A 25,751-nucleotide genomic window follows, 5' to 3' on the forward strand; every position below is an offset into this window, starting at 1 on the left:
AACACGGTGGCGCAATAACAGCCGTGTGTCCGGTCATGCGTCAAGGGCCGTCGACTTCATTTGTCGAAATGTGACCGACCCGTGAACACCAGACGTCCTGGGAGGATCAGGTCCTGGGACGGGACCGGGAGGACCGGCCGAAGAGAGAGGCAGCCGTCAGAGAGAGCGGGAGCGGTTGTATGCAGCGACCAGCCCGCCCCGCCGCCGGCGCCGCACCGGCCCACGGTGCCCCCTGCTGCTCGCCGGCGCCCGCCCGTCCAGCTGGATCCAGATCCGCACCTCGGTCCCGCCGAGCACCGAGGAGCCGATCCGCACGTCCCCGCCGGTCGACTCCGCGAGCCGGCGCACGATGTCCAGGCCGAGCCCGGTCGAGCCGTCGCTCCCGGAGCCGCGGCCCCGCGCCATCGCGGCCTGTGGGTCGGATATGCCGGGCCCCGCGTCGGACACGAGGACGATCACCGCGTCCTCGCCGTTGTGCACGTCGACCGCGAAGGCGGTGCCCTCCGGGGTGTGCCGGAAGACGTTGCCCAGCAGCGCGTCGAGCGCGGCGGCCAGGTCGGCGCGGGCCACGGGTATGCGCACCGGCCGGTCGGCCCCGGCCACCCGCCACTTGCGGCCCTCGTCCTCCGCGAGCGCCGACCAGAACGCCATCCGCTCCCGCACCACCTCGGCCGCGTCGCACCCGGCACCCGGACCGGCCGCGGCCGTCTGCGGCTTGGCCTCCCGGGCCGTACGGATGATGGTGTCGACCTCACGCTCCAGCTGCTCGACCGCGGTCCGGGTCTGCTCGGCGGCCGGTCCCTCGCCGAGCGAGGCGGCGTTGAGCCGCAGCACGGTCAGGGGCGTGCGCAGCCGGTGGGACAGGTCGGCCGCCAGCTCCCGTTCGTTCGCCAGCAGTTGGACGACCTGGTCGGCCATCGAGTTGAACGCCACCGCGGCGAGCCGCAGTTCGGTCGGGCCCTCCTCGGGCACGCGCGCGCCGAGCCCGCCCTCCCCGAGGTCGCGTGCCCCCTCGACCAGGCGCTTGGCGGGCCGGACCATCCGCACGCCCAGCCGGTCGGCGACGGCGACCGAGCCGAGGACCAGCGCGACACCGACCCCGGCGAGCACCGCCCAGGCCGTGCCCACGCCGTTGGTGACCTCGGCTTCCGGCACGTACACCTCGACGACCGCGATCTCGCCGGTGCTGAGCGCGACCGGCTGGAGCAGCGTCGAGCCGCCTGCGACGCCGGTGGTGGAGGCGCGGCCCAGTTTCCGCACGGCCGCGATGTCCTCGTCGGCGGCGCGCTGCCGCCCGAGCTCCAGGGCCTCCTGGCCGTCACCCGCCGGTATGTGCACGGCCATCCCGGCGTCGGAGCCGGCAGCGGCCACGACCCGTTCGAGCTGGTCGCGGTCGGTGGTGATGGACAACGCCGGGGCGACGACCGCCGCCTCCCGCTCGGCGCCCGAGAAGGCGCGGTCCCGGGCCATCTCGCGGATGACGAGTCCGAGCGGCACCGCGAAGGCGAGCACGACCATGGTGGTCACCGCCAGCGACACCTTGACCAGGGCCCACCTCATCGCGGCGCCTCCGCCCCCGGCGGTTCGAGCTTCACACCGACGCCCCGAAGGGTGTGCAGATAGCGGGGGTTCGCGGCAGTTTCGCCCAGTTTCCTGCGCAGCCAGGACAGATGGACGTCGATGGTCTGGTCGTCGCCGTACGACTGCTGCCACACCTCGGCGAGCAGTTCCTTGCGGGGGACGACGACACCGGGCCGGCGGGCCAGGAAGGCGAGCAGGTCGAACTCGCGGCGGGTCAGGTCGAGCCGCGCACCGTCCAGCTCGGCCCGGCGGCGCAGCGGGTCGACGGTCAGGCCGCCGACCCGGAGCACCGACACCTCCCCCTCTCCCGCGCCGGAGCGGGCGCGGCGCAGCACGGCCGACATCCGGGCCGACAGGTGCTCGACCGAGAAGGGCTTGGTCAGGTAGTCGTCCGCCCCGGCGTTCAGCAGCCGGACGATCTCCGCCTCGTCGTCCCGGGCCGTGGCGACGATCACCGGCACGTCCGTGATGCCGCGCAGCATCTTCAGGGCCTCGGACCCGTCGAGATCGGGCAGCCCGAGGTCCAGGACCACCACGTCGAAGCGGACATGGGCGACCTCGCGCAGCGCCTCCAGTGCCGTCCCCACGCTGCGTACGGTGTGCGAGGCGTCGGTCAGGTGCCGGATGAGCGCCGAGCGTACGAACTGGTCGTCCTCGACCACGAGCACACTTGCCATGCGCCGCACCGTACGCCATCTCGAACAGCCGGGTGCGGGCCTGTGGACAACTCCCCGCCTGGGGACGACCGGCCCCCGCGTACTCCCGTTCGGGGACAACGCGTGGGACACGTGAGGCAGTATGACCGGCGATGCGCAGAGGACTCGTGCACGTACTGGCCTGGCTGCTCGCCACGGGCGCGGCGGTCACGCTGTCGTGGTGGGGTGTCCACACGGTGCTGGCGGGCACGGCCTACGACCCGCCGCGCGCCCTGCCCATCAAGGCGGCCGAAGCGTCCAGGCAGGAGTCGAAGGCCCCGGCCACGCCGTCGGAACGGACGAGTCCGCGACCGCGCCGGACGCCGAGCGCACCGCCCGCGGCCAGAACGCCGAGCCCGCCCCCCACACAACCGCCCAGTCCCTCCCCCGCCGCCACCTCCACGGCCGCCGGCGAGGTCAAGAGCTACGACACCGACGGCGGCCGGGCTGTCTTCGACCTGGGCAGGACCTCCGCGTCCCTCGTCTCGGCCACTCCCGGTGCGGGCTGGTCGATGCAGGTGTGGAAGACGGAGTCGTGGATCCGCGTGGAGTTCTCCTCGGGCGCGGACCGGGTGTCGGTGTTCTGCACCTGGCACGACGGACCGCCGCGCGTGGAGATCGGGACCTACTGAGTGCCGTACGGGCTCACCGGAACACCGAAGCGGGCGGCGCGGGCGACGCCACCGCCGCGATGTCCGTGACGGGTGCGGCCCCGCCGGTGAAGTCGGTGAGGGTCCTGCCGTACTCGACCCGGCCGGGGTGCGGGTCGGAGGCGGCGCGGCGGGTCAGTTCGGCGACGGGCAACGGCTGGTCGGAGGCGACCAGGACGGCGTTCCCGAAGCGTTTGCCGCGCAGCACCGTCGGGTCGGCGACCAGCGCGAGCTGTTCGAAACGGGCGGCGGCGGTGGCGATCTGGCCGCGCAGGTGGGCCAGCGGCGGCCCGTCGGCGAGGTTGGCGGCGTAGATCCCGCCGGGCTTGAGGGCCCTGCGTACGTCGTCGAGGAACTCGGTCGAGGTCAGATGGGCCGGGGTGCGGGCCCCGCTGAACACATCGGTGATGACCAGGTCGGCCCAGCCGTCCGGCACCTTGGCGAGCCCCTCGCGGGCGTCGACGGACCGCACCCTGATGCGCGCGTTCGCGTCCAACGGCAGTCGGCGGCGGACCAGTTGCACGAGGGCGGCGTCCCGTTCGACGACCTGCTGGGTGGAGCGGGGCCGGGTGGCGGCGACGTAGCGGGCGAGGGTGAGCGCGCCGCCGCCGAGGTGCACGGCGTGCACGGGCCGGCCCGGCGGGGCGACGAGGTCGATGACATGCCCGAGCCGGCGCTGGTACTCGAAGGACAGGTACGCCGGGTCGTCCAGGTCGACGTGCGACTGCGGGGCCCCGTCGATCACCAGGGTCCAGCCCCGGGCCCGGTCGCGGTCGGGGATGAGCTCGGCGAGCCCGCCGTCGACGCTCTCGACGACGGCTTCCGCACCGGCCTGCCTGCGCCGGCCGCTCCTGGACTTTCCCATTGGGTCATTATCGGGGGCGGCCTGTTAAGCAGGACGTACGCTCCCCCGGGCGGCGGTGCCTCGGCGCCTCAGCGGCAGCCGTCCGCCGCCCTGATGGTCCGGGCCGCCTCCCCGAGGGCCTTGCGCAGCACCGCCGGGTCCGTCGCGAGGTCCGCCTCCCCGGGCGGCAGCAGCCAGTCCGAGCCCGCCACCGGAGACTCGGGGGCCAGGGGCAGTCCGCGTCCGTCGGTCCCCGTGCACGTGCTCCCCGGCACGTCCCACGCCGCGGCCGTCCCCGGCGGCACGAGGAAGCCCAGTGTGGCACCGCCGTCGTCGTGCAGTACGGGCCCGACCGCTTCCCCGGTCCCGCGCCGCAGGATGTCGACCGCCTCCAACCCCTGCCGTGCCGGCACGGTCACGACATCACAGCCGGCCGGCGGCGTGCTCGGCGGCCTGCTCGGCGGTGTACGAGGATCGTTGATCTGGCTGGTCTCCATCCCGGCCTCCACCACGGAACCCCTGCTTGGACGAGCGGTCGGGAGTCGGGGGCCTCCCGGTCCACAGGGTTCAACGCGGCAGACCGTCAACGGCTACGGCGGAAGTCAGCCGCAAAGGATGGCACTTCATGGCAGATCACGGATGAGATATCCGGTTTGTAGCCAAACCCAGCGTGAGGACTCCGGCACAGCAGGTACGTTCTTGCTCGCCGGACACGGGGCAGACCATACGGGACAATGCGTACAACTCGCCCCAAACCCGGCATGGTTCGACGGTTCGCACGAGAGGACCCGGCCATGGCGTCGTCAACGGTGACCTCGTCTCAACCCAACCGGCCACCGCGGCCCAACCTCGCCTTCCGGCACCTGCGCGGACAGCGCTCGCCGGCCGAGTTCGCCGCGGCGATCCGCCGGGCCGCTCTGGAGATCGGCGAGCAGGTCAGCTGTGACGCGCGGTACATCGGCCGGGTCGAGGCGGGCGAGATCCGCTGCCCCAACTACGCGTACGAACGGGTGTTCCTGCACATGTTTCCTGGCCGCACACTCACCGACTTGGGGTTCGCGCCCCGCTCGTCGGTACGCGGACGCCGGGCGCGCGACACCGAGGACGCGCCCCTGATGTGCACCGCGAACCCCCCGGCGAACGCCACGACTGAGACCAGCGGGGCGTGCGAGCCGTATGAAACGCAGAACCCGTACGACCCGTACCACCCGCACGACACCTACGAGGAGAGCGACGTGCTACGTCGCGCATTCATGACCGGCGGGGGCGCCACGGTGGCCGCCGCCTCGCTGGGGCCCGTCGGCCTCGCCCTCGACGCCGCGGCGGCACAGCGCCCCGTGCGCCGCGCCGGGGCGAGTGACGCGGGCGCCCTGGAAGAAGCCGTCCGCCGCATCCGGCTGCTCGACGACCGGCACGGGGCCGATGGCCTCTACCGCCGCGCCGCGGCCCCGCTGCGTGCCGCCTACGCCCTGTTGGACGCCGGTACGACCCGGCAGACGACGGCGGACCGGCTCTACTCGGGCGCCGGTGAACTGGCCATCTCCGTGGGCTGGCTGGCGCACGACTCCGGGCGCTTCGACGACGCCCGCTCCCACTACGCGGAGGCGCTGGCGACCGCCCGGATGACCGGCGATCCCGGCCTGGAGGCGCACGCCTTCTGCAACACGGCCTTCCTCGCGCGCGACGCGGGCCGGCCGCGCGAGGCGGTCCGGGCCGCCCAGGCCGCGCAGCGTGTAGCCCGGCCCGTGGGCTCGGCCCGGCTGATGTCGCTGCTCGCGCTGCGCGAGGCGGGCGGCTGGGCGGGCCTCGCCGACCGCGCCGGCTGCGAGCAGGCGCTGGCCCGGGCCCATGCCCTCTTCGATCGGGGCCCCTCGGACGCCGACCCCGAGTGGATGTCCTTCTACGGAGAGGCCGAACTGGAGGGCCTGGAGGCGCAGTGCTGGTCCACGCTCGGCGACTGGCCCCGGGCGGCACGGCACGCGCGGCGGGCGGCGGAGCTCCAGGATCCGCACTTCACGCGGAACATCGCGCTGTACACGGCGGAGCTGGCGGACGACCTCGCGCGGGGCGGTCGGCCGGACGAGGCCGCCGTGGCGGGGATGCGGGTGCTGGATCTGCTGGAGGAGGTCCAGTCGTCCCGGATCCAGACGATGCTGGCGGCTACGGCACGGGTGTTGTCACCACACCGGCGAACTTCGGGGGTGTCGGCGTTCTTGGAGAGGCACGCGTCGTCGCCGAGGATGACCTAGCGGCGGGCAGTCGTGCCGCCGGGACGGCACACGTCCCGGCGGGCGGCACGGCTACACGAGATGGCCGAGATCGTTCCAGCTCTCGATCGCCGGCTCCCCGTAAGCCCACCCGAGCACCGACAGCGACGTCGGATTCAGCCGTATTCGCGCCGCGAAGTCGATCGGCAGGCCCAGCCACCGCGCCCCGATGGAGCGCAGGATGTGCCCGTGGGCGAAGACCAGGACGTCCCGGTCCTCGGCGCGCGCCCAGGAGACCACCTCGTCCGCCCGCTCCGTGATCCCGGCGAGGGTCTCGCCCTCGGGAACACCGTCGCGCCAGATGAACCAGCCGGGCCGGACGGCCTGGATGTCCGCCGGCGTCATGCCCTCGTACGCCCCGTAGTCCCACTCCAGCAACGCGTCCCACGCCCGCGCGCGGTCGCCGAAGCCGGCCAGTTCGCAGGTCTCACGCGCGCGTGCCAGCGGGCTGGTGCGCACCTCGACGCCGGGCAGGCCGTCGTACGGCGCCCGGTGCAGGCGCTCGCCGAGCAGCTTGGCCCCGCGCCGGCCCTCCTCCAGCAGCGGCACGTCGGTCCTGCCGGTGTGCTTGCCGGACAGCGACCACTCGGTCTGTCCGTGCCGGGCCAGCAGGATGCGCGGAGCCATGGGGGACCTTTCCGGGAGAAAAACGCGAGCGGAACTCCACCATCATCGCGCACGCTGGTCGCGGGCAACCCGGGGGGCGATCTCTGCGTCTTTGAGGTCCGGAGGGCGCCCCCAGGGCGCGCACGTACGCCGTAAAGTGGCACGACCGACCGGCCGGGCGCCGCGTGGAGACGAAGGGGGAGGGCGATCGGATGCCGCACACCGAGACACCGGGCACCGAGGCGGCCCCTGCGCTCCGGCTCCGCTGGTGGACGGAGCTGCCGCTGATCCTGCTGGTGTACGCGTGCTACACGGCGGGCCGGCTCCTCGCCCGGGGCGACGTGTCCGGGGCGGTCGACAACGGCCTGGCGCTCCTGCGCGCCGAGAAGGCGCTGTATCTCAACTTCGAGCACCCGCTCAACCGCCTCTTCACCCAGGAGGCGTGGATAGGCATACCGGCGGACTTCTGGTACGCGTCGCTGCACTACCTGGTCACGCCGGCGATCCTCGTGTGGCTGTTCCGCTCCCGCGCGGTGCGGTACCGCGCCGCGCGCACCTGGCTGATGACGTCCACCCTCATCGGCCTGATCGGTTTCACACTGCTGCCGACCTGCCCGCCCCGGCTCCTCGACGCGAGCCACGGCTTCGTGGACACGATGGCGCAGTACAGCTCCTACGGCTGGTGGGGCGGCGCGGCGAGCGCGCCGCGCGGCATGGGCGGCATGACCAACCAGTACGCGGCCATGCCGAGCCTGCACGTGGGCTGGGCACTGTGGTGCGGAGTGATGCTCTGGCGCTACGGCGGTACGCGCACCGCGAAGGCCGCCGGTGTCGCCTACCCGCTGATCACGACGATCGTGGTCATGGGCACCGCCAACCACTACTTCCTCGACGCGGTCGCGGGCGCGGCCGTCATGGGTGTCGGACTGCTGCTGGCGCCGGTCGTGATGCGCACGGCGGACCGGGTCGGGGCGCGTTTCGTGCCGCGTGCCGCGCCGGTCACGGAGGCATCTCCGGCCGCAGGTTCCCCGATTGTCAGTGCCGGATGCCAGACTTCCGCGGGTGAGCGAATTCCACGGCAGCGCGAGTCGCGGTTCGGAGCGGGAGCCGAGCCGAGTGCCTCCCCCAAGGACGCGGGGGACGGCGCTCCGGCACCGGCTCGCTGAGCTGCGCGGTCCCGACGTACCGGCGAAGGCCCTGGACGCGCGCGCGTTGGCGGCGCTGGCCGCCAACCCCGGGTGTGCGCGGAGAGCGATCCTCGACGGCGCCGGGGTGAACAAGGCGGCGCTGGCGAGCGCGCTGGGCTCGCCGTCGGCCTTCGGGCAGTCCCAGTTCGCGCTCACGCGGGGCAACGCCTTCGAGGCGAAGGTCAAGGCCGACGGCGGCGCCGAGCTGCTGCGGCTGGTCCACGAGAAGCTGGACCGGACCGCCGAGCCGCCCGCCGAGGCGCGCGTGCCCGACCTGACCGCCACCGGTCCCCAGGGGCGTACGGCCCGTACGGCGCTGGAGCTGCGGGAGGCCACCGCGCACCCGGGCGCGTGGACGCTGCTCGACCACCCGATGCTCGCGCTGGACGTCGCGGGCTCGCCCGCGTTCCTGGAGCCGGACGCGGTGGTGGTGCACCCGGACGGCAGCTGGACCGTGGTCGAGATCAAGTCGTTCCCGCTGCTGGACGGTTCGGCCGACCCGGCGAAGGTCGGGGCGGCGGCCCGGCAGGCGGCGGTGTACGTGCTGGCGCTGGAGGAGGTCGCGGCCCGGGTTCAGGACAGGGCTCCGTCCCCGCGTGTGCGGCACCGGATCCTGCTCGTCTGCCCCAAGGACTTCTCCAACCTGCCGGCCGCGTCCGCCGTGGACATCCGCAAGCAGCGTGCGGTGACGGCCCGCCAGCTGAACCGGCTGACCCGCATCGAGGACATCGCCGAGGCGCTCCCCGAGGGCACGTGCTTCTCCCCCGAGCTGCCCGCCGACGAGCTGACGGCCGCCGTCGAGTCCGTTCCGGCGACGTACGCGCCGGAGTGCCTGTCGGCGTGCGAGCTGGCCTTCCACTGCCGGGCCCGCTCCCGCGAGACGGGCGCGGTGACCTCGCTCGGGCGGCCGGTGCGGGCGGAGCTGGGCGGGCTGACGACCGTGGAGGACGTCCTCGCGGCGGCCCACGGCGAGGCGGGCGACCCCGGCGACCCGGCGGTGTCGGCCCTCAGGCGGGCGGCGGCCCTGCGCGCCGAGGCACTGGAGGCGGCGTGTCGCTGATCTCCACGCTGGCCCGCCTCGAAGCCGTCAGCACGGGCCGCGCCCAGCCCGCCGCGACGGTCCGGCACCGGCACCTGTCCGACCACCCGCTGGTGTTCGTGCCGCTCACCACCGCCGGTGAGGCCGGCGCCCCGCTCGGTGCGCTGGTCGGCACCGACCGGGACGCGCCGCGTCTGCTGGTCGTCCCGCAGCCCCGCGACCGCGACCTCAGGTTCGCGTTCCTGGCCGAACTGGCCGACGTGGTGCTGCCGTACGTCGACGCGTACGCCGAGGTCGTGGAGGCCGCCGAGCGCACCGAGACCGACCCGGAGACCGGCAAGCGGGTCAAGGTCGAGGTCGACCTGTGCGCGGACGCGCCGCAGCTGATCGTGCCGAGCCGGGCGGGTATCGACCTGGTGCGGCTGCTCGGGCGCTCCATGCGATTCCGGCGGACGGCCGAGCAGGAGCCGGAGGCTCCGTATCCGGCGCCGCCCCGGGTGCCGCTGCTCGGGCGGTGGCTGACGCACTTCGGGGAGCGGGCCCGGGTGCCCGGCTCCTCACTGCTGCTGGCCATGACGGACGTACTGGGACGGCACTGGGCGACCGGGCAGTCCACGCTGGAGGATCAGCACCTGGGGGCGCTCCTCGCCTGGATCGATCCGCCGGAGGGCCTGACCGGCGCCGAGGCGGCGCTGCGGGCCGAGTTGGAGCGGGACGCGAAGGGCCAGCTGACGTGTCCCCCGGCCGGTCCCGCCACCGACCCGGCGTTCGACAACAAGCTGCTCGCCCCGGCCATCGAGCGCTACGACCGTGCCCGCACGGCCCTGGCCGCCGCCGAGGACGGTCTGGAGGCCGACGACCGGCTCGGTGCGCTGACCGCCGCCGAGCGGGAGATCCGGGACCTGGTGCTCAGCCGCACCCGGCCCACCTGGGAGAAGGTGTGGCAGGGACTGGACCTGCTGCGGGAGCTGCCCGAGGGGGCGCACGTCGAGGAGCGCTGGACCCGCGACCGCTGGTCCTTCACGGGCCACCGCGACCGGGTCCTGGCCGGCGAGCCGCCCCAGCCGCGCCGCGACGACGCGGTCACGGCGGCGAACAAGCTCGCCACGCGTGAGCGCGAGCAGGCCCGGCTGGAGGCCCAGGAGGCTCTCGACGACCCGCTGGTCATGGCGGGACGGCGGCTGTCCGGGGAGGCGTTCGCGGGTGAGGTCACGGACGTCGTGATGGCGTACAGCGAGGGCAAGCGGCCCAGCCCGCGCCCCCTGGTCACGGTCCACACGGACGACAGGCCGCATCTCGGGGAGCGGACGAAGGTGTACCGGTCGCTGGCCGGGAAGCCGCAGTCGGCGGAGTTCGTCGGGGCCGAGGAGGACGGCGCGTACGTCGTCCTGCGGATCCTCGACAAGATGGGCCGCGGCAAGGAGCCCGAGCCGGGGTCGGTGCCGGAGAAGGGCGACCGGGTCTGCTTCACGCTCTTCGAGCACGAGCAGCGGGGCGGCGCGAAGCTGCCCGACCCGGAGGAGACACCCTGGACGCACGGCGGGCCGCCCGGTGAGGCGACCCTGGAGGCCGCCGACCCGGTGACCGCGGAGGACCTGCTGTGACGACGCTCTTCGATCCCTCTGCCGCCGCGGCCCAGGCCACCGACGCGATCCTCCACGACACGCTGCACGGCACCGCGCGCGGTGTCGTCGTCGACTCCCCGCCCGGCGCGGGCAAGTCCACGCTCGTGGTCCGCGCGGCCCTGGAACTGGCCGCGGCCGGCCATCCGCTGATGGTGGTGGCGCAGACCAACGCCCAGGTCGACGACCTGGTCCTGCGGCTCGCCGAGAAGAACCCCGAACTGCCGGTGGGGCGGCTGCACAGCAGTGACGCCGACCCCTACGACAAGGCACTCGACGACCTGGAGAACGTCCGCAAGTCGGCGAAGGCGGCCGATCTCGCCGGGCTGGCCGTGGTGATCTCGACGGCGGCGAAGTGGGCGCATGTGAAGGCCGACGAGCCGTGGCGGTACGCGATCGTCGACGAGGCGTACCAGATGCGCTCGGACGCGCTGCTCGCCGTGGCCGGGCTGTTCGAGCGGGCGCTGTTCGTGGGTGACCCGGGGCAGCTCGACCCGTTCGCGATCGTCGGCAGCGAGCAGTGGGCGGGGCTCACCTACGACCCGTCGGCCTCGGCGGTGACGACGCTGCTCGCGCACAACCCGGACCTGCCCCAGCACCGTCTGCCGGTGTCCTGGCGGCTCCCGGCCTCCGCCGCTCCCCTGGTCTCGGACGCCTTCTACCCCTACACGCCGTTCCGCAGCGGCACCGGCCACGGCGACCGTCGCCTCTCCTTCGCCGTGCCGTCGGACGGCTCCGGCCCCGACCGGGTGATCGACGAGGCGGCCGAGTCGGGCTGGGGCCTGCTGGAGCTGCCCGCCCGGCACACCCCGCGCACGGACCCGGAGGCGGTACGGGCGGTGGCGACGGTGGTACGGCGCCTGCTGGACCGGGGCGGCGCGGCGACCTCGGAGCGCTCAGCGGACCCGACGCCCCTCACCGCGGACCGGATCGCCGTCGGCACGGCCCACCGCGACCAGGCGGCGGCGGTACGTGCCGCCCTGGCCGACCTCGGCGTCACCGACGTGGTCGTGGACACGGCCAACCGGCTCCAGGGCCGCGAGTACGACGTCACGGTGGTCCTGCACCCCCTCTCCGGCCGCCCCGACGCCACGGCCTTCCACCTGGAGACGGGCCGCCTGTGCGTCCTGGCCTCCCGCCACCGGCACGCCTGCATCGTCGTCTGCCGCGCCGGGGTGACCGACCTCCTGGACGACTATCCGTCGACGGAGCCGGTGCAGCTGGGGACCGTGGTGAAGTTCCCGGACGGGTGGGAGGCGAATCACGCGGTGCTGGCGCATCTGGCCGAACATCGCGTGTCCTGGCAGCCGTGACGAACACCGGGTGCTGTGGCGGCCATGATCCACACCAGCGGACACCCCGCCCCCGCCGGCCGGAGGCCGGCACGCCGCCGGAGGCGGCCGGTGAAAGCAGCCCGGACGGGTGGGAGGCGAATCACGCGGTGCTGGCGCATCTGGCCGAACATCGCGTGTCCTGGCAGCCGTGACGAACACCGGGTGGTGTCGCAGCCGTACCCACTACCGCGATGCCCACTTGCGCGCCCGCGAGACAATGGACGGTGGCCCACTCCACCGGGAGGGTCAGCGCGACGTACGAGGAGGAGTAGACATGGCGGAGCCCACGCCGCGTCGGAACGAACCGCGGCTACGCCCCGCGCCCCTGCTCTTCGAGCCCGCGGAGGCGGCCTCCGACCCTGAGCACTTCTTCGATCTGGAGTCGATCGACGATCCCCGCGCGTTGCTGTCCCGCGCGACGGAGCTGACGCTGGCGTTCCGGGCCGCGGCGGACCGGGCACTGGAGTTCCAGGCGATCGCGGCGGCGCAGCTGGCCGATCCGCGGCGGTTCGACCGGCTGACGACCGCGGACATCGCCGAGCGGGCCGAGTGGACCGAGGACTACGCCAAGAAGATGGTCGAGTTCGGACGGGACCTGATGCGGGGCGGCGGCGAGGGCCGGGGGCCCGTCGACCCGGTCTGAGACCCGGGCGCTGCGCCGCCTTGCCGATCTCCGTGGCATATGCCAGGCGGGCAAGATACTCCCTCCCACCCCCTCCTGTCCCGATTTCCCGCAACCCTCGGGAACCGCGCGTTCACAGCCGGTAGATGTTGGTGCCATGAGCAGCGCATGGAACGCCTCCTATGTCACCCCGGACGGGGCCGCCTGGCTCGCCTCGGCAGGAACGTATCCGCGGAGCACGCTCGCCCTCTGGGAGGAGCGGCCGGCCGCGCCGGTCGTCCTGCCCTGCGGGGCGGTCTTCGACGTCGTCAGCGCGCCCGCGATGTTCGGCCGGCGGATGCTCGACCGGCTGTGGGACGACGGGCCCGGCTCGGGGCCGGTCGCCGAGTTCCGCGGCCGGATGCTGCTGTTCGCCGCGCCCGGCACGGCCCAGCGGCTGCCGGCGCTGCTGGAGTGGGAGGAGTGGGGCAGGCGCGAGGGGGACACCGGGGACCTCGGCCGCACGGACGGGGTCCCGCCCCTGCTGTGCCACGGCACGGGCGACGCGGTGACCGTCCCGGCACCGGCGGACGACGCCTCCCCCAGCCGCTCCGGCGCCCGCTGGCTCGTCGCCCCGGACACCCGCCAGCCCTGGCTGCCCGGCCCCGAGGTACTGCTGTGGGCGGCCGTCCGGGCGGCCCGTTCGGCCGTGCGCATATCGATTTTTCCTCCCGCCGACCAGGGTGCTAAGGTCTACGACGTCAGCAGGCGCCGCTAGCTCAGTTGGTTAGAGCAGCTGACTCTTAATCAGCGGGTCCGGGGTTCGAGTCCCTGGCGGCGCACAGACAGTGAAGGGCCCCTCGCGAGAGCGAGGGGCCCTTCGCCATGCCCAGGACGCCGTCAACGCCCCACCGCGATCTTCACCGTCCAGGCCCCCGAAGCCGTACGTCCCTCCACCTCCACCCGGACGCCCTCCCCCGGCACGGTGAAGCTCTCCCCGGGGCCGATCGGCGCGTCCGCGAGAGGCGGGTAGACCGAGTCCTCCCAGCACGCCTCGGTGCCCGGGTGGGCGTCGATCACCTCGATCGGCCCGCTCCCGGACTGCGCCCCGCCCCGCACCCGGTACACGAGCACCCCCTGCCGGCACGCGGTCACGTCGTTGCCCACCGGCCCGCGCGCCTCGAAGGCGAGCACGCTGTCGCGGCCCGTCCGCAGCACCGCGAGCTTGACGCCCCGCCCGAGACCGAAGGCCGGCGCCCCCGCCGCACCCTCCACCTGCACCCCGGGCCCGGCCGCCAGCGGCTCCAGGGTCAGCCGGGCGGGCCCGGCGTCCTGTACGCACCGCACCTGCCGCTGGTCCAGCCAGCCCAGCTTCCACTTGTGCCAGCCGAACAGATCGGGCGCCAGTCCGAACTGGCTGCCCATCAGGTCCCAGTCGCCGACGTGCGTGTCCCAGTCGCCCTTGCCGTCCACGGGCCGGTGGTAGAGGTCGGGCAGATCGAACACGTGCCCGGTCTCGTGGGCGAGAACGAGCCGGTCCGGTGGATGCTGCTCGAACACCGTGACGACCCGGCGCAGATCGGTGCCGTCGGCCCGCATCGGAGTCGTGAGGTTGACCACCTTGGTCGCGTCGGAGTCCACCCCGGGCGCGTCCGGGTCGGCGACGAAGTACACGACGTCGTAGCGGGAGAAGTCGACCTGCGGGTCGGCCACGGAGAGCGCGTCCCGCAGATACGCGGCCCGGTGCGCGGTGCTCCAGTCGCGCTGTATGTCGTACGCCGTGGACGGCTGCGGCATCTGGATCCAGTGCCCCAGCGGGTGCGGGCGCAGGGTGAAGCGGCCGTAGGAGGCGCGTTCGAAGAAGCGGGTGGTGGCCGGGAAGTGGTCGGCGGTCAGCTCCTGCGGTGTGGTCAGCGGGTGGGCGTCCGGGAAGGACAGGAAGACCATGACCGCGTCCAGGGCCCGGCCCGGGCGCGGATAGGCGGCGTTCCAGGTGTCCAGGCCCTCGGAGTGGTGGGCGTCGGTGCGGGTCAGGGCGCAGGGCGCGGCCGAGTCGGGCTCGGCGGCCGACGGGCCGGCACCGAGGGAGGTCGCGGCGAGCGCGGACATGGTGGTGAACACGGCCGCGGTGCTGCGCAGTCGAGCGCGCGGGAACTGACGCGGCACGAGTACCTCCGGGTACGGTTCGCGGGACACCGCACCCAGCCTGTGATGATTTGTCGTACTGCGCCCTGTTTGCTTGCACCAGTCGGGTGAAGAAGCCGAAAGCTCGCGGACGTCGACACCCGAGAAGCACTCACAGAACGTCACAACTGGTCGGGGGCCTGAAGAAGCCGTCCAGGCGTGAGCAGAAACGATCTGGCAGAAGGGCGGGTTGGTCCGGAACACTGGACACCGGCTGGAAGGCCCTGGGGCCAGCCTCTATGATCGGCACACTTTCCTGACCTTTCCTGCACGGACAGAGATCGAATACATGCGGGAGCGAGCGGTGAGCGGAACCTCCGAAGGGCCGGCGCCCGCGACAGACCTCGACCGGCCGGTCGTCACAGAGAGTGAGATCGACACGCCTCCTCGTACCGAGCCCCCGGCGCATCCGCCCTACCGCTCCGTCTTCACGGCCGCCCCGCTCGCCATGGCCGTCGTCGACCGCGAGGGGATGGTCGTCAGCGCCAACGACTCGCTCGCCGCGCTGCTCGGTACCGCCCCGGACGAGCTGGCCGGGGCCGTCGCCGCCGACCTGGTCGACCTCACCTCCGACGCCCGCACCTGGCACGCGTACCGCGAGGTGCTGCGCGGCCGGCAGTCCCGGCTGCGCTGCACGCGCCGGCTCAAGCACCCCGACGGGCACTCGCTGTGGGTGCAGGTGACGGTCGCCCCGCTGCCCGCCGAGGACCGGGCCGTCCTGCTGTCCGTCGCCGACATCAGCTCCCGCCGCGAACTCCAGGCCCGGCTGCGGCACTTGCAGATGCACGACCCGGTGACCCGGCTGCCCAACCGCACGCTGTTCTTCGAACGCCTGTCGGCCGCGCTGGAGGCGGAGTCGTACGAGCAGAGCGGCACGGGCCGGATCGGGCTGTGCTACCTGGACCTGGACGGCTTCAAGGCCATCAACGACACCCTGGGCCACCGCGTGGGCGACCGGCTGCTGGCCGCCGTCGCCGAGCGCCTCACGCGCTGCGCGGACGAGGCCGGGCACTCCCGGATCAGCATCCCGCTGGTGGCCCGGCTCGGCGGTGACGAGTTCGCGCTGCTCGTCGAGGACTCCACGGGCACCGAGCAACTGGCCGAGCTCGCCGAGTCGGTGCTGGAGGCGATCCAGGACCCGTTCGACATCTGCGGGCAGCGGCTGTCGGTCTCGGCGTCGATCGGCGTGGTGGAGCGGCACGCGGCCGGGACGACCCCGACCGCCCTGATGCAGGCGGCGGACACCACGCTGTACTGGGCGAAGGCCGACGGCAAGGCCCGCTGGACCCTGTTCGACCCGGAGCGCAACGCCCACCGCATGACCCGCCAGGCCCTCGCCTCCACGCTACGGCCGGCCATCGACCGGGGCGAGTTCCAACTGGAGTACCAGCCGCTGGTCGGCATGGAGGACGACCGGCTGCACGGGGTCGAGGCGCTCATCCGCTGGAACCATCCTCAGTTCGGCATACTGACGCCGAATCGGTTCATCGGACTTGCCGAGGAGGACGGTTCGATCGTTCCGCTGGGCCGCTGGGTGCTGCGGACGGCCTGCCGGCAGGCCCGCCGCTGGCAGCTGGACCACCCCGACGAGCCGCCGATCTTCGTGAGCGTGAACGTGGCGGTGCGTCAGGTCTGGGACTCCGACCTGGTGACGGACGTGGCGGAGACCCTGGCCGAGACGGGCCTCGCACCGCACCTGCTCCAGCTGGAGCTCACCGAGTCGGCGGTGATGGGCTCGGCCGGCCGGCCGCTCCAGGCCCTGAAGGCCCTCAGCGACATGGGCGTGCGCATCGCCATCGACGACTTCGGCACGGGCTACTCGAACCTGGCCTACCTCAGCCGCCTGCCGGTGTCCGTACTGAAGCTGGACGGCACCTTCGTCCGCGGCTTCCAGTACGACGACCGGGACAGCACGGCCACCCGCCCGAACCCGGCCGACGAGGTCGTGGTCGAGGCGATGATCCAGCTCGCCCACCGGCTCGGGCTGACCGTCACGGCCGAATGCGTGGAGACCTCCGCCCAGGCGACCCGGCTGCGGCGCATCGGCTGCGACACCGGACAGGGCTGGCTCTACTCCCGTCCGGTGCCGCCGGATCGCATCTCCGAGCTGCTGGGCACACCCGGCGTTCAGGCGGGCGTCGGCAACCCGTAGGCGTCGGCGATGAGTTCGTAGGAGCGCACGCGTACGTCGCCGCCGTGCGCGTTGGCCGTGATCATCAGTTCGTCGGCGCCGGTGCGCTTGGCGAGGTCGTCCAGGCCGGAGCGGACCTCGTCCGGGGTGCCGTGGATGACGTTGGCGTTCCAGGAGTCGACGAAGTCGCGCTCCATCGGGCTGAACTCGTAGGCCGCCGCCTCTTCGGGGGTGGGCACGAGGCCGGGGCGTCCGGTGCGCAGCCGGACCATGCTGAGGGCGGCGGCCAGCACCTGACGGCGGGCCTCCTTCTCCTCGTCGGCGGCGAGCGCGGAGACGCCGATGAGGGCGTACGGCTCGTCGAGCACGGCGGACGGCTGGAAGGACTCCCGGTACAGGTCCAGGGCCGGGACGGTGTTCTGCGCCGAGAAGTGGTGCGCGAAGGCGAAGGGCAGTCCGAGGGCACCGGCCAGGCGGGCGCTGAAGCCGGACGAGCCGAGCAGCCAGACGGGCGGGCGGTGCGGGGACTGGACACCGCCGGGGGACGTGGCCTGGACCGGGCCCGGTACGGCGTGGATGCGGCGGTAGGGGTGCCCGTCGGGGAAGTCGTCGTCGAGGAACCGGGTCAGCTCGGCGAGCTGTTGCGGGAAGTCGTCGGCGCCTTCGCCCAGCCGGTCGGTGCGGCGCAGGGCGGCGGCCGTGGCGCCGTCCGTTCCCGGCGCGCGGCCGAGCCCGAGGTCGATGCGGCCCGGGGCCATGGCCTCCAGCGTCCCGAACTGCTCGGCGATGACGAGCGGGGCGTGGTTGGGCAGCATCACACCGCCCGAGCCGAGGCGGATGCGGCCGGTGTGGGCGGCGAGGTGGGCCAGGATCACGGCCGGGGACGACGACGCCACACCCGGCATGGAGTGGTGCTCGGCGACCCAGTAGCGGTGGAAGCCGCGGGCCTCGGCGAGGCGGGCCAGCTCGACGCTGGTGCGCAGCGCGTCGGAGGCGGTGCGGCCGGCACCGACGGTGACCAGGTCCAGTACGGAGAGGGGGACGGGGGCGCTGCCCTGCGCTGCGCCGCGTATCTCGTCTGCCGCCACGGTGGGGTGCCTCCTGCTGTGGGCCGGGTGCTGTCGTTCCGGCCCTAACAGGGGACTGTCTCCGGTTATTCCCGTGAGGTGCCGCAGGGTCGGCCCGGGAGGCGCCGCGGGATCAAGCGGCCCGCTCCCAGTCGCTCTGCGTTCCGCCGTACGGGGGCCGCCGGGCGGCCTTCTCTCGGACGCGGAGCACGATCCACGCGAGGGCGGCCCCACAGGCGAGCCACCAGGGCAGCGACCACACGGCACCCCACCAGCGGGCCTGCGGATGGAGGACGGCGTCCACGGCGGCGGTGATCATCGCTGCGGCCAGGCTCCAGCACAGCAGGCACCCGGACAGGTGGACAGCGCTTGCCTGGAATCTGGACCGACCCGGTTCGGCCATCGGGAACCGTCCTTCACGGCAGACTGGCTGCGGACGTGGCCAGTGTGCACGGGGTGGACGACTGAAGGGGAACGCGCTTTCGGTCAACTCAAGCGCGCTGCGAGGCGGCGGAGTTGAAGGTTCCTCACCTCCTGGCGGGCTGTTCACCCCCTTTGCCCGGATCCGCCCCGCCGAAGAGGTGGGACCGATTCCGGGCGTCGGGGGCGAGCAGGGCGGTCTCACACCTGGACGATCGGCTCCCTGGTGAACAGGGCGCCCAGTTCCGGCGCGTTCACGCGGCGGTCCGCCAGGCGGAGGCCTTCCCAGACCGTGACCTGGTTGGCGGTGAGGATCGGCTTGCCGAGCTCCTTCTCCAGGGCCGGGATGTGAGCCGCCGTGTGCAGGGCCGTGTCGGGCAGGAGGAGGGCCTCGGCCTCGGGGTGGTCGGAGTGCCGGGCCAGGGCGAGGAGTTCCGCCTCGCCCCAGGTGCCGACCTCGGCGGCCGTGATGATGCCGGAGCTCTTCACCGAGACGACCTCGACGCCGTCCGCCCGCAGGAACTCGGCGAACAACTGGGCCACGTCGTCCGGGTACGTCGCGCCGATCGCGACCCGGCGCGCCCCCAGCTCCCGCACCGCGTGCACGAAGGCGAAGGACGTCGAGGAGGCCGGCATGCCGGCCGTCTGCGCCAGGGTGCGCACCTGCTCCTGCGCGCCGTCCCAGCCGTAGACGAAGCTGCCGCTGGTGCAGGCCCACACCACGGCGTCCGCGCCGGCGTGCCGCAGCTCCTGGACGCCCGCCGCGAGTCGCCCGGCCGAGCCCATCTCCAGCAGCGCGTCCACCCGGTGCGCGTCCTCACCGATGTCGGTGTGCACCAGGTCCACCCGGATGTCGCTGCCCAGCAGCTGCTCGATGCGCGGATAGTCGTCCTCGGCGGAGTGGCCCGGGTAGAGAAATCCCAGTGCTGTCATGTCCAGCCTTCCTGCTGCTGCTCTTCTTCCGGCACGACGGGGCCGGGGTCCACCCCCGGCGATCCGAGACCGGCACGCGCCTCCGGATTGATCAGCGCTTGATACGGTCCCACCGCACGGGTACCCAGTCGGCGCAGCGCCGCCCACATCGTCACTTGGTTGGCCGAGATCACCGGGATGCGCAGTTCGGCCTCCAGCTGGGGGATGACGTCGTAGGTGGGCAGGTTGGTGCAGCTGATGAACAGGGCGTCGGCGTCGTCGCGTACGGCCTGCCGCGCCATGTCCACCACCTCCCGGTAGGGGACCTTCCAGATGTGCCGGGTCAGGCCCATGAAGGCACAGCCGGAGATCGTGACGCCGGCCTGGGCGACGTACGCCTCCAGCGACTGCGTCACCGACACCGTGTAGGGCGTCACCAGCGCCACCCGCCGTACGTCCAGCTCCACCAGGGCTTCCAGCAGCCCGCCGGAGGTGGTGACCGCCGGTACGGCGCCCGCCCGGCTCATCGCCTCGCACATCGCGCGCTCGCCCATGACGCCGCCGACGAAACTGCCCGACGTACAGGCGTAGGCGATGACCTCGGGGGCGATCGCGTTGAGGGTGCGGACCGCCTCGCTCAGCGTCTCGTGTTCGCTGACCATGCGGGCGAGATCGAGGCTGACCTCGACCGGCACGAACGGTGTTCGTGTCATGTGCAGGGAGACCTCGTCCGGCACCCAGCGCCACAGCTCGCGGTCGAGTGCGAAGTCGAAGGGGGCGACGACGCCGACCCCGCGCTGCGGGCTGGGCCCGCCGAGAAATGAGACGTCCATGAGCAGGGCACCGGCCTCACACTGGGCAACGAGTGTGCAACGGATCGTGGGAACGCCCGTGTTGACGACGGTAGGTTCGGGTGCGAGCGTGGTCAATCCGCCCGGATCATTCCTTGGTCAACACCGTGTTAACTCGTCGTCACCGGCCGCCTCCCCGAAGGCAGGCCGCCCCCGCCGCACGGCTGGAGAAACGGCTGCTCATGCCCACCCCCACCCTGCTCGTCCTGGACGCCGAACCCCTCCCCCGCCTCGGCCGCCTCACCGGCCACGCGCGTATCGAACACACCGACGCGGAGGGTCTCGCCGCACGCCTCCCGCGTGCGGACGTACTCCTGGTGTGGGACTTCACCTCGCGCGCCGTGCGGGACGCCTGGCCGGGCGAGGGCCCACGGCCACGCTGGGTGCATACGGCGAGCGCCGGTGTGGACCACCTGATGTGTCCGGAACTCGCCGCCTCCGACACCGTGGTGACGAACGCGCGCGGCATCTTCGACCAGCCGATCGCCGAGTACGTCGCCGCGCTCGTGCTGGCGATGGCCAAGGACCTGCCGCGCACGCTGGAGCTGCAACGGGAGCGGACCTGGCGGCACCGCGAGTCGCACAAGGTCGCCGGGAGCCGGGCCGTCGTGGTCGGCACCGGGCCGATCGGCCGGGCGATCGCCCGCACGCTGGGGGCGCTGGACATCACGACGGCGCTCGTGGGCCGCGCCCCGCGCGCCGGCGTGCACGGCCCGGAGGATCTGGACCGGCTGCTGGCGCGCGCCGACTGGGTGATCGCGGCGGCGCCGCTCACGGAGCAGACGCACGGCATGTTCGACGCCCGCCGCTTCGGCGTGATGCAGCCGTCCGCCCGGTTCGTGAACGTCGGCCGCGGCCAGCTGGTCGTCGAGGACGCACTCGCCGAGGCCCTGGCCAAGCACTGGATCGCGGGCGCCGCACTGGACGTCTTCGAGTCCGAGCCGCTGACCCCCGAGAGCCCGTTGTGGCAGGTCCCGGGCCTGATCCTGTCCCCGCACATGAGCGGCGACATCGTCGGCTGGCGGGACGAACTCGGCGCCCAGTTCGTGGAGCTGTTCGAGCTCTGGGCGGCGGGAAAGCCGCTGGAGAACGTGGTCGACAAGCAGCGTGGGTACGTACCCGGACACTGACGTTCCTTGGAGGGTGGATGACCGAGCTCACCGAGCTGACCGCTGTACGGCTCCTCGACGGCTACCGCAAGGGCGAGTGGAGCCCTGTGGAGGCGACCCGCGCGGCGCTGGAGCGGGCCGAGGCGATCCAGCCGGAGGTGAACGCCTTCGTCCGGCTGACGGCCGAGGACGCGCTGGCCCGGGCCCGGGAGTCGGAGGAGCGATGGCGGCGCGGTGAGCCACAGGGACTGCTGGACGGGGTGCCGGTCACGGTCAAGGACATCCTGCTGCTGCGCGGCGCGCCGACCCTGCGCGGGTCGAAGGCCGTGGATCCGGCGGGGCGCTGGGACGAGGACGCCCCGTCGGTGGCCCGGCTGCGGGAGCACGGGGCGGTCTTCATCGGCAAGACGACGACCCCCGAGTACGGCTGGAAGGGCGTGACGGACTCCCCGCTGAACGGGGTGACGCGCAACCCGTACGACCCCACGCGCACCGCCGGCGGGTCGAGCGGGGGCAGCGCGGCGGCCGTGGCGCTCGGCGCGGGGCCGCTGTCGCTGGGCACGGACGGCGGCGGCAGCGTCCGTATCCCGGCGTCGTTCTGCGGGATCTTCGCGCTGAAGCCGACGTACGGGCGGGTGCCGCTCTACCCGGCGAGCGCGTTCGGCACGCTGGCGCACGTCGGGCCGATGACCCGGGACGCGGCGGACGCGGCGCTGCTGATGGACGTCATCGGCCGCCCGGACTCGCGTGACTGGTCGGCGCTCGCCCCGCCGCCCGGTGCCTACGCGGACGGCCTGACGGGCGGGGTGCACGGGCTGCGCATCGCCTACTCGCCGTCGCTGGGCGGGCAGGTGGCGGTGCGCCCGGAGGTCGCGACGGCGGTGCGGCGGGCCGTGGAGCGGCTGGCGGAGCTCGGTGCCTACGTCACGGAGACCGATCCGGACCTCACCGACCCGGTGGAGGCGTTCCACACCCTGTGGTTCAGCGGGGCGGCCCGGGTGACCGAGCACCTCGGACCGCACCAGCGCGCGTTGCTGGACCCGGGCCTGCGCGAGATCTGCACACAGGGCGCCCGCTACTCGGCGCTGGACTATCTGGCCGCGGTCGACGTCCGGATGGACCTGGGGCGCCGGATGGGCCGCTTCCACGACACCTACGACCTGCTCGTCACGCCGACCCTGCCGATCACGGCGTTCGAAGCGGGCGCCGAGGTACCGAAGGGATCCGGCCATCGGCGCTGGACGGGCTGGACACCGTTCACCTACCCGTTCAACATGACGCAGCAGCCCGCGGCGAGCGTGCCCGTCGGTGCCGACGGGGACGGCCTGCCGATCGGCCTCCAGCTCGTGGCCGCCCGGCACCGGGACGATCTGGTGCTACGGGCGGCCCACGCGCTGTACGAGGCCGGCGTGGCGTCCGCCGGCCGGCTCAGGCCCTCCGGAAGCTGAGCGTCTCCCCCGCCGCTCCCGACCTCCACAGGTCGTTGCACGCCTCGGCCATGGCGTCCAGGCCCTCGACGATCTGGCCCCAGACGATGCCGGGGACCCAGCCGACATCGCCGTTCAGCAGCAGGTTGTTGCGCTCGTAGAACAGGGCCAGGTCGACGAGCGTGGTCCCGGCGCGGACCTCGCGGTCGTATCCGTAGGCCTTGGTCCCCAACTCCGCCCCGGCGAAGGTGAAATAACACAGATCGCCGGGAATCGGGGTGATGGTCGGGTTTTCCAGGGGTGGCTCGGTTTCGGCGAAGGGCGGGAAAAGGGCGTAGATCTCGTTGCGTGCGTACTTCGCGTGGTAGACGTCGCCGGCCAGCGGAAGGGCATCCCAGACGGCCGCGCAGGTGATCGGTGCGCGGTCGTCCAGGAGCCTGGCCCTGCAGGTCACGTCGCGCTTGACCAGCGAGACTTCGATATAGCGATCAGCCATGCCTCCATGGGAGTGCCCGCCGCCCCCGCGGTCAAGGGCGCACCGGGAGACGTGCGGGGCTTGAAAAGATCGGCATAACTCGGATGCGGTCGGGTAGCCGCGCGCCCATGGCTCCACCACAGAGAAGCCCACTGAGAAGTCCGGAATCCATATCCCAGGCCGCCTCCAGGCCCACACGCCGGTCGCTGCTCGCGGGGGTCGCGGCGCTCGGCGCGCTGGGCGCCGCCGGATGCAGCCGTGTGGCCACGGCGTCGAGCACCGAGGGCGGTGACCTGCTCGGCCGGCTCCGGGCGGCGGGCGTCGTCCGCCTCGGCATCGCCGGTGAGATCCCGTTCGGCTTCATCGACAAGAACGGCGAGCTGACCGGTGAGGCACCGGAACTGGCCAAGGTGATCTTCAAGCGTCTCGGCGTCGACCGGGTACAGCCCGTGCCGACCGAGTTCGGCTCGCTCATCCCGGGCCTGAACTCCCAGCAGTTCGACGTCGTGGCCGCCGGGATGTACGTCAACCCCGAGCGCTGCGAGCAGGTCATCTTCGCCGACCCCGACTACCAGATGCTCGACGCGTTCATCGTGCGCAAGGGCAACCCGAAGGGGCTGCACAGCTACAAGGACGTCGTCGGGAAGAAGGCGAAGTTCGCCACCGGGACCGGGTACGCCGAGATCCAGTACGCCGTCGAGGCGGGGTACAAGGAGAGCGACATCCTCATCGTCCCGGACCAGGTGGCGGGCCTGAACGCCGTCGAGGCGGGCCGCGTGGACGTGTTCGCCGGTACGGCGCTCACCGTGCGCGAGGTGGTGAAGAAGTCCGCCAAGGCGGAGGCCACCGCGCCGTTCAAGCCGATCGTGGGCGGCAAGCCGCACGTCGACGGCGGCGCCTTCGCGTTCCGGCCGACCGAGACCAAGCTGCGCGACGCCTTCAACGTCGAGCTGCGCAAGCTCAAGAAGAGCGGCGAACTGTTCCGCATCCTCAAGCCCTTCGGTTTCACCGAGGCGGAGATGACGGACCTGACCGCGAAGGAGCTCTGCGGCGGATGACCTCGGGACTCTGGGAACTCGTACTCAAGGGCGTCTGGGTCACGATCCAGCTGCTCGTGTGCAGCGCGCTGCTGGCCGCTGCGGTGTCCTTCGTGGTCGGCGTCGCGCGCACCCACCGGCTGTGGATCGTCCGCTTCCTGGCGGGCTTCTACACCGAGGTGTTCCGCGGGACCTCGGCCCTGGTGATGATCTTCTGGGTGTTCTTCGTGCTGCCCCCGGCCTTCGGCTGGCAGCTGGTGCCGCTGTGGGCGGGCACCCTGGCGCTCGGCCTGACCTACGGGGCGTACGGCTCCGAGATCGTGCGCGGCGCGCTCAACGCGGTCGACCCGGCGCAGCGGGAGGGCGGGATCGCGCTCAGCTTCACGCCCTGGCAGCGGATGAAGCTGATCCTGCTGCCGCAGGCGGTGCCGGAGATGATCCCGCCGTTCTCCAACCTGCTCATCGAGCTGCTCAAGGGCACCGCCCTGGTGTCGATCATGGGCATGGGCGACCTGGCGTTCAGCGGCAACCTGGTGCGTCTGGCGCTCCAGGAGAGCGCGGAGATCTACACGTACATCCTGATCGTCTACTTCGTGATCGCCTTCCTGCTCACCCGGGTCATGCGCGGGCTGGAGAAGAGGCTCAAGGCGGGTGTCGGGAAGAAGCCCGACAGCAAGACCCGGGCGCCTGAGCCGGTCGTGGTGGAGGCGGTCCGATGAACTGGGACTGGAGCGCGGTCTCCGACTTCATGCCGGACTTCTGGAAGGGTCTGCTGGTCACCCTGCAGATCCTGGTGATCGGCTCGCTGATCTCGTTCGTGCTGGGCCTGGTGTGGGCGCTGCTGATGCGGCTGCCGACGCGCTGGGTGACCTGGCCGGTCGGCGCCGTCACGGAGTTCGTCCGCAACACCCCGCTGCTGGTGCAGTTGTTCTTCCTCTACTACGTGCTGCCCGAGTGGGGCGTGACCTTCTCGGCGCTCACCACCGGCGTCTTCGCGATCGGGCTGCACTACTCGACGTACACGATGCAGGTGTACCGGGCCGGTATCGAGGCCGTGCCGGTCGGCCAGTGGGAGGCTGCGACGGCGCTGAACCTGCCGCTGCGCCGGACGTGGACCGCGGTGATCCTGCCGCAGGCGGTGCGCCGGGTCGTCCCCGCGCTCGGCAACTACGTCATCGCGATGCTCAAGGACACGCCGATGCTGATGGCGATCTCCGTGCTGGAGATGCTCGGCCACGCGCGCCTGTTCTCGCAGGAGCACTTCCAGTTCACCGAGCCGCTGACGGTGATCGGCGTGGCCTTCATCGTCATTTCCTATCTGGCCTCCCTTCTCCTGCGAGCCCTGGAGCGACGCCTTGTCCACTGACACTCTCCCCAACCCCGAGACGAACCCCGCCAGGAGCACCGGCGAGCTGATCCGGCTGGAGCAGGTCACCAAGCGGTTCGGCGACCACACGGTCCTGGACCACCTGGACTTCTCCGTGGACGCCGGCAAGCACGTGACCCTGATCGGCCCCTCCGGGTCCGGCAAGACCACGATCCTGCGCCTGCTGATGACGCTGCTCAAGCCCGACGAGGGCACGATCACCGTGGACGGGGAGCAGCTGTTCCCGGCGCCCGAGAAGCAGGTGCGCGAGGTCCGCAAGAAGATCGGGATGGTCTTCCAGCAGTTCAACCTGTTCCCGAACATGACGGTCCTGCGCAACATCACC

General features: G+C 72.6%; 26 protein-coding genes and 1 tRNA gene. 16 read left to right on the forward strand and 11 right to left on the reverse strand.

Annotated elements, in window-relative coordinates; all coding sequences use genetic code 11:
* Nucleotides 1-156: 156 nt before the first annotated feature.
* Together GTY47_RS25785 and GTY47_RS25790 are read right to left on the reverse strand one after the other, a co-directional pair.
* Entirely contained in the window at nucleotides 157-1,560 is a 1,404-nt protein-coding gene (locus GTY47_RS25785; protein WP_010047917.1) for a HAMP domain-containing sensor histidine kinase, read from the reverse strand.
* A complete protein-coding gene (locus GTY47_RS25790) occupies nucleotides 1,557-2,258 on the reverse strand; it encodes a response regulator (protein WP_010047919.1) in 702 nt (233 codons plus the stop codon). The genes GTY47_RS25785 and GTY47_RS25790 overlap by 4 nt, the downstream gene beginning before the upstream one ends.
* A gap of 131 nt (nucleotides 2,259-2,389) precedes the next feature.
* On the opposite strand from GTY47_RS25790, the gene GTY47_RS25795 reads away from it, so the two are divergent.
* Nucleotides 2,390-2,908 (forward strand): hypothetical protein, encoded by a 519-nt coding sequence (locus tag GTY47_RS25795; protein WP_029181742.1) that lies wholly within the window; start codon nucleotides 2,390-2,392, stop codon nucleotides 2,906-2,908.
* A gap of 13 nt (nucleotides 2,909-2,921) precedes the next feature.
* Here GTY47_RS25795 and GTY47_RS25800 read toward each other — a convergent pair whose 3' ends face one another.
* Together GTY47_RS25800 and GTY47_RS25805 are read right to left on the reverse strand one after the other, a co-directional pair.
* Complete coding sequence (locus GTY47_RS25800; RefSeq protein WP_010047923.1) at nucleotides 2,922-3,791, reverse strand: fused MFS/spermidine synthase; 870 nt, start codon at nucleotides 3,789-3,791, stop codon at nucleotides 2,922-2,924.
* A gap of 68 nt (nucleotides 3,792-3,859) precedes the next feature.
* On the reverse strand, nucleotides 3,860-4,267 hold the full coding sequence (locus tag GTY47_RS25805) for a hypothetical protein (RefSeq protein WP_010047925.1): 408 nt from the start codon (nucleotides 4,265-4,267) through the stop codon (nucleotides 3,860-3,862).
* A 297-nt stretch (nucleotides 4,268-4,564) separates the two neighbouring features.
* Between GTY47_RS25805 and GTY47_RS25810 the strand changes: the two genes are divergently transcribed.
* Nucleotides 4,565-6,019, forward strand: a complete 1,455-nt coding sequence (locus GTY47_RS25810) for a hypothetical protein (RefSeq protein ID WP_010047926.1) — start codon at nucleotides 4,565-4,567, stop codon at nucleotides 6,017-6,019.
* 51 nt (nucleotides 6,020-6,070) lie between these two features.
* Here the strand turns inward: GTY47_RS25810 and GTY47_RS25815 are convergent, their stop codons facing one another.
* Entirely contained in the window at nucleotides 6,071-6,664 is a 594-nt protein-coding gene (locus tag GTY47_RS25815; protein WP_010047927.1) for a histidine phosphatase family protein, read from the reverse strand.
* Nucleotides 6,665-6,855: 191 nt separating this feature from the next.
* Between GTY47_RS25815 and GTY47_RS25820 the strand changes: the two genes are divergently transcribed.
* The 7 genes from GTY47_RS25820 to GTY47_RS25850 all read left to right on the forward strand — a co-directional run bounded on the left by GTY47_RS25820 (nucleotide 6,856) and on the right by GTY47_RS25850 (nucleotide 13,268).
* Entirely contained in the window at nucleotides 6,856-7,809 is a 954-nt protein-coding gene (locus tag GTY47_RS25820; RefSeq protein WP_010047928.1) for a phosphatase PAP2 family protein, read from the forward strand.
* Nucleotides 7,760-8,890 (forward strand): hypothetical protein, encoded by a 1,131-nt coding sequence (locus GTY47_RS25825; RefSeq protein WP_029181744.1) that lies wholly within the window; start codon nucleotides 7,760-7,762, stop codon nucleotides 8,888-8,890. Before GTY47_RS25820 ends, GTY47_RS25825 begins: the two co-directional genes overlap by 50 nt.
* Nucleotides 8,881-10,473, forward strand: coding sequence for a hypothetical protein (locus GTY47_RS25830; RefSeq protein WP_010047933.1), 1,593 nt, complete (start codon nucleotides 8,881-8,883; stop codon nucleotides 10,471-10,473). The genes GTY47_RS25825 and GTY47_RS25830 overlap by 10 nt, the downstream gene beginning before the upstream one ends.
* The gene (locus GTY47_RS25835; RefSeq protein WP_010047935.1) at nucleotides 10,470-11,804 is read left to right on the forward strand and encodes an AAA family ATPase; all 1,335 of its coding nucleotides are present in this window, start codon (nucleotides 10,470-10,472) and stop codon (nucleotides 11,802-11,804) included. The genes GTY47_RS25830 and GTY47_RS25835 overlap by 4 nt, the downstream gene beginning before the upstream one ends.
* Before the next feature lie 295 nt (nucleotides 11,805-12,099).
* Complete coding sequence (locus GTY47_RS25840) at nucleotides 12,100-12,468, forward strand: hypothetical protein (RefSeq protein ID WP_010047938.1); 369 nt, start codon at nucleotides 12,100-12,102, stop codon at nucleotides 12,466-12,468.
* 136 nt (nucleotides 12,469-12,604) lie between these two features.
* The gene (locus GTY47_RS25845; protein ID WP_010047940.1) at nucleotides 12,605-13,204 is read left to right on the forward strand and encodes a bifunctional DNA primase/polymerase; all 600 of its coding nucleotides are present in this window, start codon (nucleotides 12,605-12,607) and stop codon (nucleotides 13,202-13,204) included.
* Nucleotides 13,195-13,268: transfer RNA gene (locus GTY47_RS25850), tRNA-Lys, on the forward strand. The genes GTY47_RS25845 and GTY47_RS25850 overlap by 10 nt, the downstream gene beginning before the upstream one ends.
* A gap of 58 nt (nucleotides 13,269-13,326) precedes the next feature.
* Here the strand turns inward: GTY47_RS25850 and GTY47_RS25855 are convergent.
* A complete protein-coding gene (locus GTY47_RS25855) occupies nucleotides 13,327-14,592 on the reverse strand; it encodes a M6 family metalloprotease domain-containing protein (protein WP_040904354.1) in 1,266 nt (421 codons plus the stop codon).
* A gap of 322 nt (nucleotides 14,593-14,914) precedes the next feature.
* On the opposite strand from GTY47_RS25855, the gene GTY47_RS25860 reads away from it, so the two are divergent.
* Nucleotides 14,915-16,762, forward strand: a complete 1,848-nt coding sequence (locus GTY47_RS25860; protein ID WP_029181745.1) for an EAL domain-containing protein — start codon at nucleotides 14,915-14,917, stop codon at nucleotides 16,760-16,762.
* Here the strand turns inward: GTY47_RS25860 and GTY47_RS25865 are convergent.
* The 4 genes from GTY47_RS25865 to GTY47_RS25880 all read right to left on the reverse strand — a co-directional run bounded on the left by GTY47_RS25865 (nucleotide 16,738) and on the right by GTY47_RS25880 (nucleotide 19,973).
* Nucleotides 16,738-17,829 (reverse strand): LLM class flavin-dependent oxidoreductase, encoded by a 1,092-nt coding sequence (locus GTY47_RS25865; protein WP_010047947.1) that lies wholly within the window; start codon nucleotides 17,827-17,829, stop codon nucleotides 16,738-16,740. The genes GTY47_RS25860 and GTY47_RS25865 overlap by 25 nt on opposite strands.
* 112 nt (nucleotides 17,830-17,941) lie before the next feature.
* The gene (locus GTY47_RS25870; protein ID WP_010047948.1) at nucleotides 17,942-18,211 is read right to left on the reverse strand and encodes a hypothetical protein; all 270 of its coding nucleotides are present in this window, start codon (nucleotides 18,209-18,211) and stop codon (nucleotides 17,942-17,944) included.
* Between the two features lie 218 nt (nucleotides 18,212-18,429).
* Nucleotides 18,430-19,161 (reverse strand): aspartate/glutamate racemase family protein, encoded by a 732-nt coding sequence (locus GTY47_RS25875; protein WP_010047949.1) that lies wholly within the window; start codon nucleotides 19,159-19,161, stop codon nucleotides 18,430-18,432.
* Entirely contained in the window at nucleotides 19,158-19,973 is an 816-nt protein-coding gene (locus tag GTY47_RS25880; RefSeq protein WP_029181746.1) for an aspartate/glutamate racemase family protein, read from the reverse strand. The genes GTY47_RS25875 and GTY47_RS25880 overlap by 4 nt, the downstream gene beginning before the upstream one ends.
* Before the next feature lie 200 nt (nucleotides 19,974-20,173).
* On the opposite strand from GTY47_RS25880, the gene GTY47_RS25885 reads away from it, so the two are divergent.
* A complete protein-coding gene (locus tag GTY47_RS25885) occupies nucleotides 20,174-21,121 on the forward strand; it encodes a D-2-hydroxyacid dehydrogenase (protein ID WP_010047953.1) in 948 nt (315 codons plus the stop codon).
* A 17-nt stretch (nucleotides 21,122-21,138) separates the two neighbouring features.
* Nucleotides 21,139-22,548, forward strand: coding sequence for an amidase (locus tag GTY47_RS25890; protein WP_010047955.1), 1,410 nt, complete (start codon nucleotides 21,139-21,141; stop codon nucleotides 22,546-22,548).
* On the opposite strand, the gene GTY47_RS25895 is transcribed toward GTY47_RS25890, so the two are convergent.
* Nucleotides 22,529-23,023 carry a DUF3830 family protein gene (locus GTY47_RS25895; protein ID WP_010047957.1) on the reverse strand — a complete coding sequence of 165 codons (495 nt, stop codon included), beginning with the start codon at nucleotides 23,021-23,023 and terminating at the stop codon, nucleotides 22,529-22,531. The two genes, GTY47_RS25890 and GTY47_RS25895, sit on opposite strands and share 20 nt — an antisense overlap.
* A gap of 107 nt (nucleotides 23,024-23,130) precedes the next feature.
* Here GTY47_RS25895 and ehuB point away from each other — a divergent pair, with 107 nt between their 5' ends.
* From ehuB to GTY47_RS25915, 4 genes are all read left to right on the forward strand, one after another.
* Nucleotides 23,131-24,060, forward strand: a complete 930-nt coding sequence (gene ehuB / locus GTY47_RS25900) for an ectoine/hydroxyectoine ABC transporter substrate-binding protein EhuB (protein WP_029181747.1) — start codon at nucleotides 23,131-23,133, stop codon at nucleotides 24,058-24,060.
* A complete protein-coding gene (gene ehuC, locus GTY47_RS25905) occupies nucleotides 24,057-24,758 on the forward strand; it encodes an ectoine/hydroxyectoine ABC transporter permease subunit EhuC (RefSeq protein ID WP_010047961.1) in 702 nt (233 codons plus the stop codon). Before ehuB ends, ehuC begins: the two co-directional genes overlap by 4 nt.
* Nucleotides 24,755-25,405, forward strand: a complete 651-nt coding sequence (gene ehuD / locus GTY47_RS25910) for an ectoine/hydroxyectoine ABC transporter permease subunit EhuD (protein WP_010047963.1) — start codon at nucleotides 24,755-24,757, stop codon at nucleotides 25,403-25,405. Before ehuC ends, ehuD begins: the two co-directional genes overlap by 4 nt.
* Nucleotides 25,395-25,751, forward strand: a 357-nt coding sequence (locus GTY47_RS25915) for an ATP-binding cassette domain-containing protein (RefSeq protein ID WP_010047965.1), incomplete at its 3' end; no start/stop codon positions are given. The genes ehuD and GTY47_RS25915, both read left to right, overlap by 11 nt.

The sequence above is a fragment of the Streptomyces sp. SID5464 genome, assembly GCF_009862985.1.
Lineage (GTDB): Bacteria > Actinomycetota > Actinomycetes > Streptomycetales > Streptomycetaceae > Streptomyces > Streptomyces chartreusis_D.

Excerpts from the sequence above, each read along its gene's own strand:
- GTY47_RS25805 (WP_010047925.1), bottom strand. The coding sequence starts at position 4,267 with ATGGAGACCAGCCAGATCAACGATCCTCGTACACCGCCGAGCAGGCCG.
- GTY47_RS25790 (WP_010047919.1), bottom strand. The coding sequence starts at position 2,258 with ATGGCAAGTGTGCTCGTGGTCGAGGACGACCAGTTCGTACGCTCGGCG.
- GTY47_RS25845 (WP_010047940.1), top strand. The coding sequence starts at position 12,605 with ATGAGCAGCGCATGGAACGCCTCCTATGTCACCCCGGACGGGGCCGCC.
- GTY47_RS25885 (WP_010047953.1), top strand. The coding sequence starts at position 20,174 with ATGCCCACCCCCACCCTGCTCGTCCTGGACGCCGAACCCCTCCCCCGC.
- GTY47_RS25840 (WP_010047938.1), top strand. The coding sequence starts at position 12,100 with ATGGCGGAGCCCACGCCGCGTCGGAACGAACCGCGGCTACGCCCCGCG.
- GTY47_RS25875 (WP_010047949.1), bottom strand. The coding sequence starts at position 19,161 with ATGACAGCACTGGGATTTCTCTACCCGGGCCACTCCGCCGAGGACGAC.
- GTY47_RS25895 (WP_010047957.1), bottom strand. The coding sequence starts at position 23,023 with ATGGCTGATCGCTATATCGAAGTCTCGCTGGTCAAGCGCGACGTGACC.
- GTY47_RS25795 (WP_029181742.1), top strand. The coding sequence starts at position 2,390 with ATGCGCAGAGGACTCGTGCACGTACTGGCCTGGCTGCTCGCCACGGGC.
- ehuC (WP_010047961.1), top strand. The coding sequence starts at position 24,057 with ATGACCTCGGGACTCTGGGAACTCGTACTCAAGGGCGTCTGGGTCACG.
- ehuB (WP_029181747.1), top strand. The coding sequence starts at position 23,131 with ATGGCTCCACCACAGAGAAGCCCACTGAGAAGTCCGGAATCCATATCC.
- GTY47_RS25890 (WP_010047955.1), top strand. The coding sequence starts at position 21,139 with ATGACCGAGCTCACCGAGCTGACCGCTGTACGGCTCCTCGACGGCTAC.
- ehuD (WP_010047963.1), top strand. The coding sequence starts at position 24,755 with ATGAACTGGGACTGGAGCGCGGTCTCCGACTTCATGCCGGACTTCTGG.
- GTY47_RS25820 (WP_010047928.1), top strand. The coding sequence starts at position 6,856 with ATGCCGCACACCGAGACACCGGGCACCGAGGCGGCCCCTGCGCTCCGG.
- GTY47_RS25785 (WP_010047917.1), bottom strand. The coding sequence starts at position 1,560 with ATGAGGTGGGCCCTGGTCAAGGTGTCGCTGGCGGTGACCACCATGGTC.
- GTY47_RS25815 (WP_010047927.1), bottom strand. The coding sequence starts at position 6,664 with ATGGCTCCGCGCATCCTGCTGGCCCGGCACGGACAGACCGAGTGGTCG.
- GTY47_RS25810 (WP_010047926.1), top strand. The coding sequence starts at position 4,565 with ATGGCGTCGTCAACGGTGACCTCGTCTCAACCCAACCGGCCACCGCGG.
- GTY47_RS25870 (WP_010047948.1), bottom strand. The coding sequence starts at position 18,211 with ATGGCCGAACCGGGTCGGTCCAGATTCCAGGCAAGCGCTGTCCACCTG.
- GTY47_RS25800 (WP_010047923.1), bottom strand. The coding sequence starts at position 3,791 with ATGGGAAAGTCCAGGAGCGGCCGGCGCAGGCAGGCCGGTGCGGAAGCC.
- GTY47_RS25880 (WP_029181746.1), bottom strand. The coding sequence starts at position 19,973 with ATGGACGTCTCATTTCTCGGCGGGCCCAGCCCGCAGCGCGGGGTCGGC.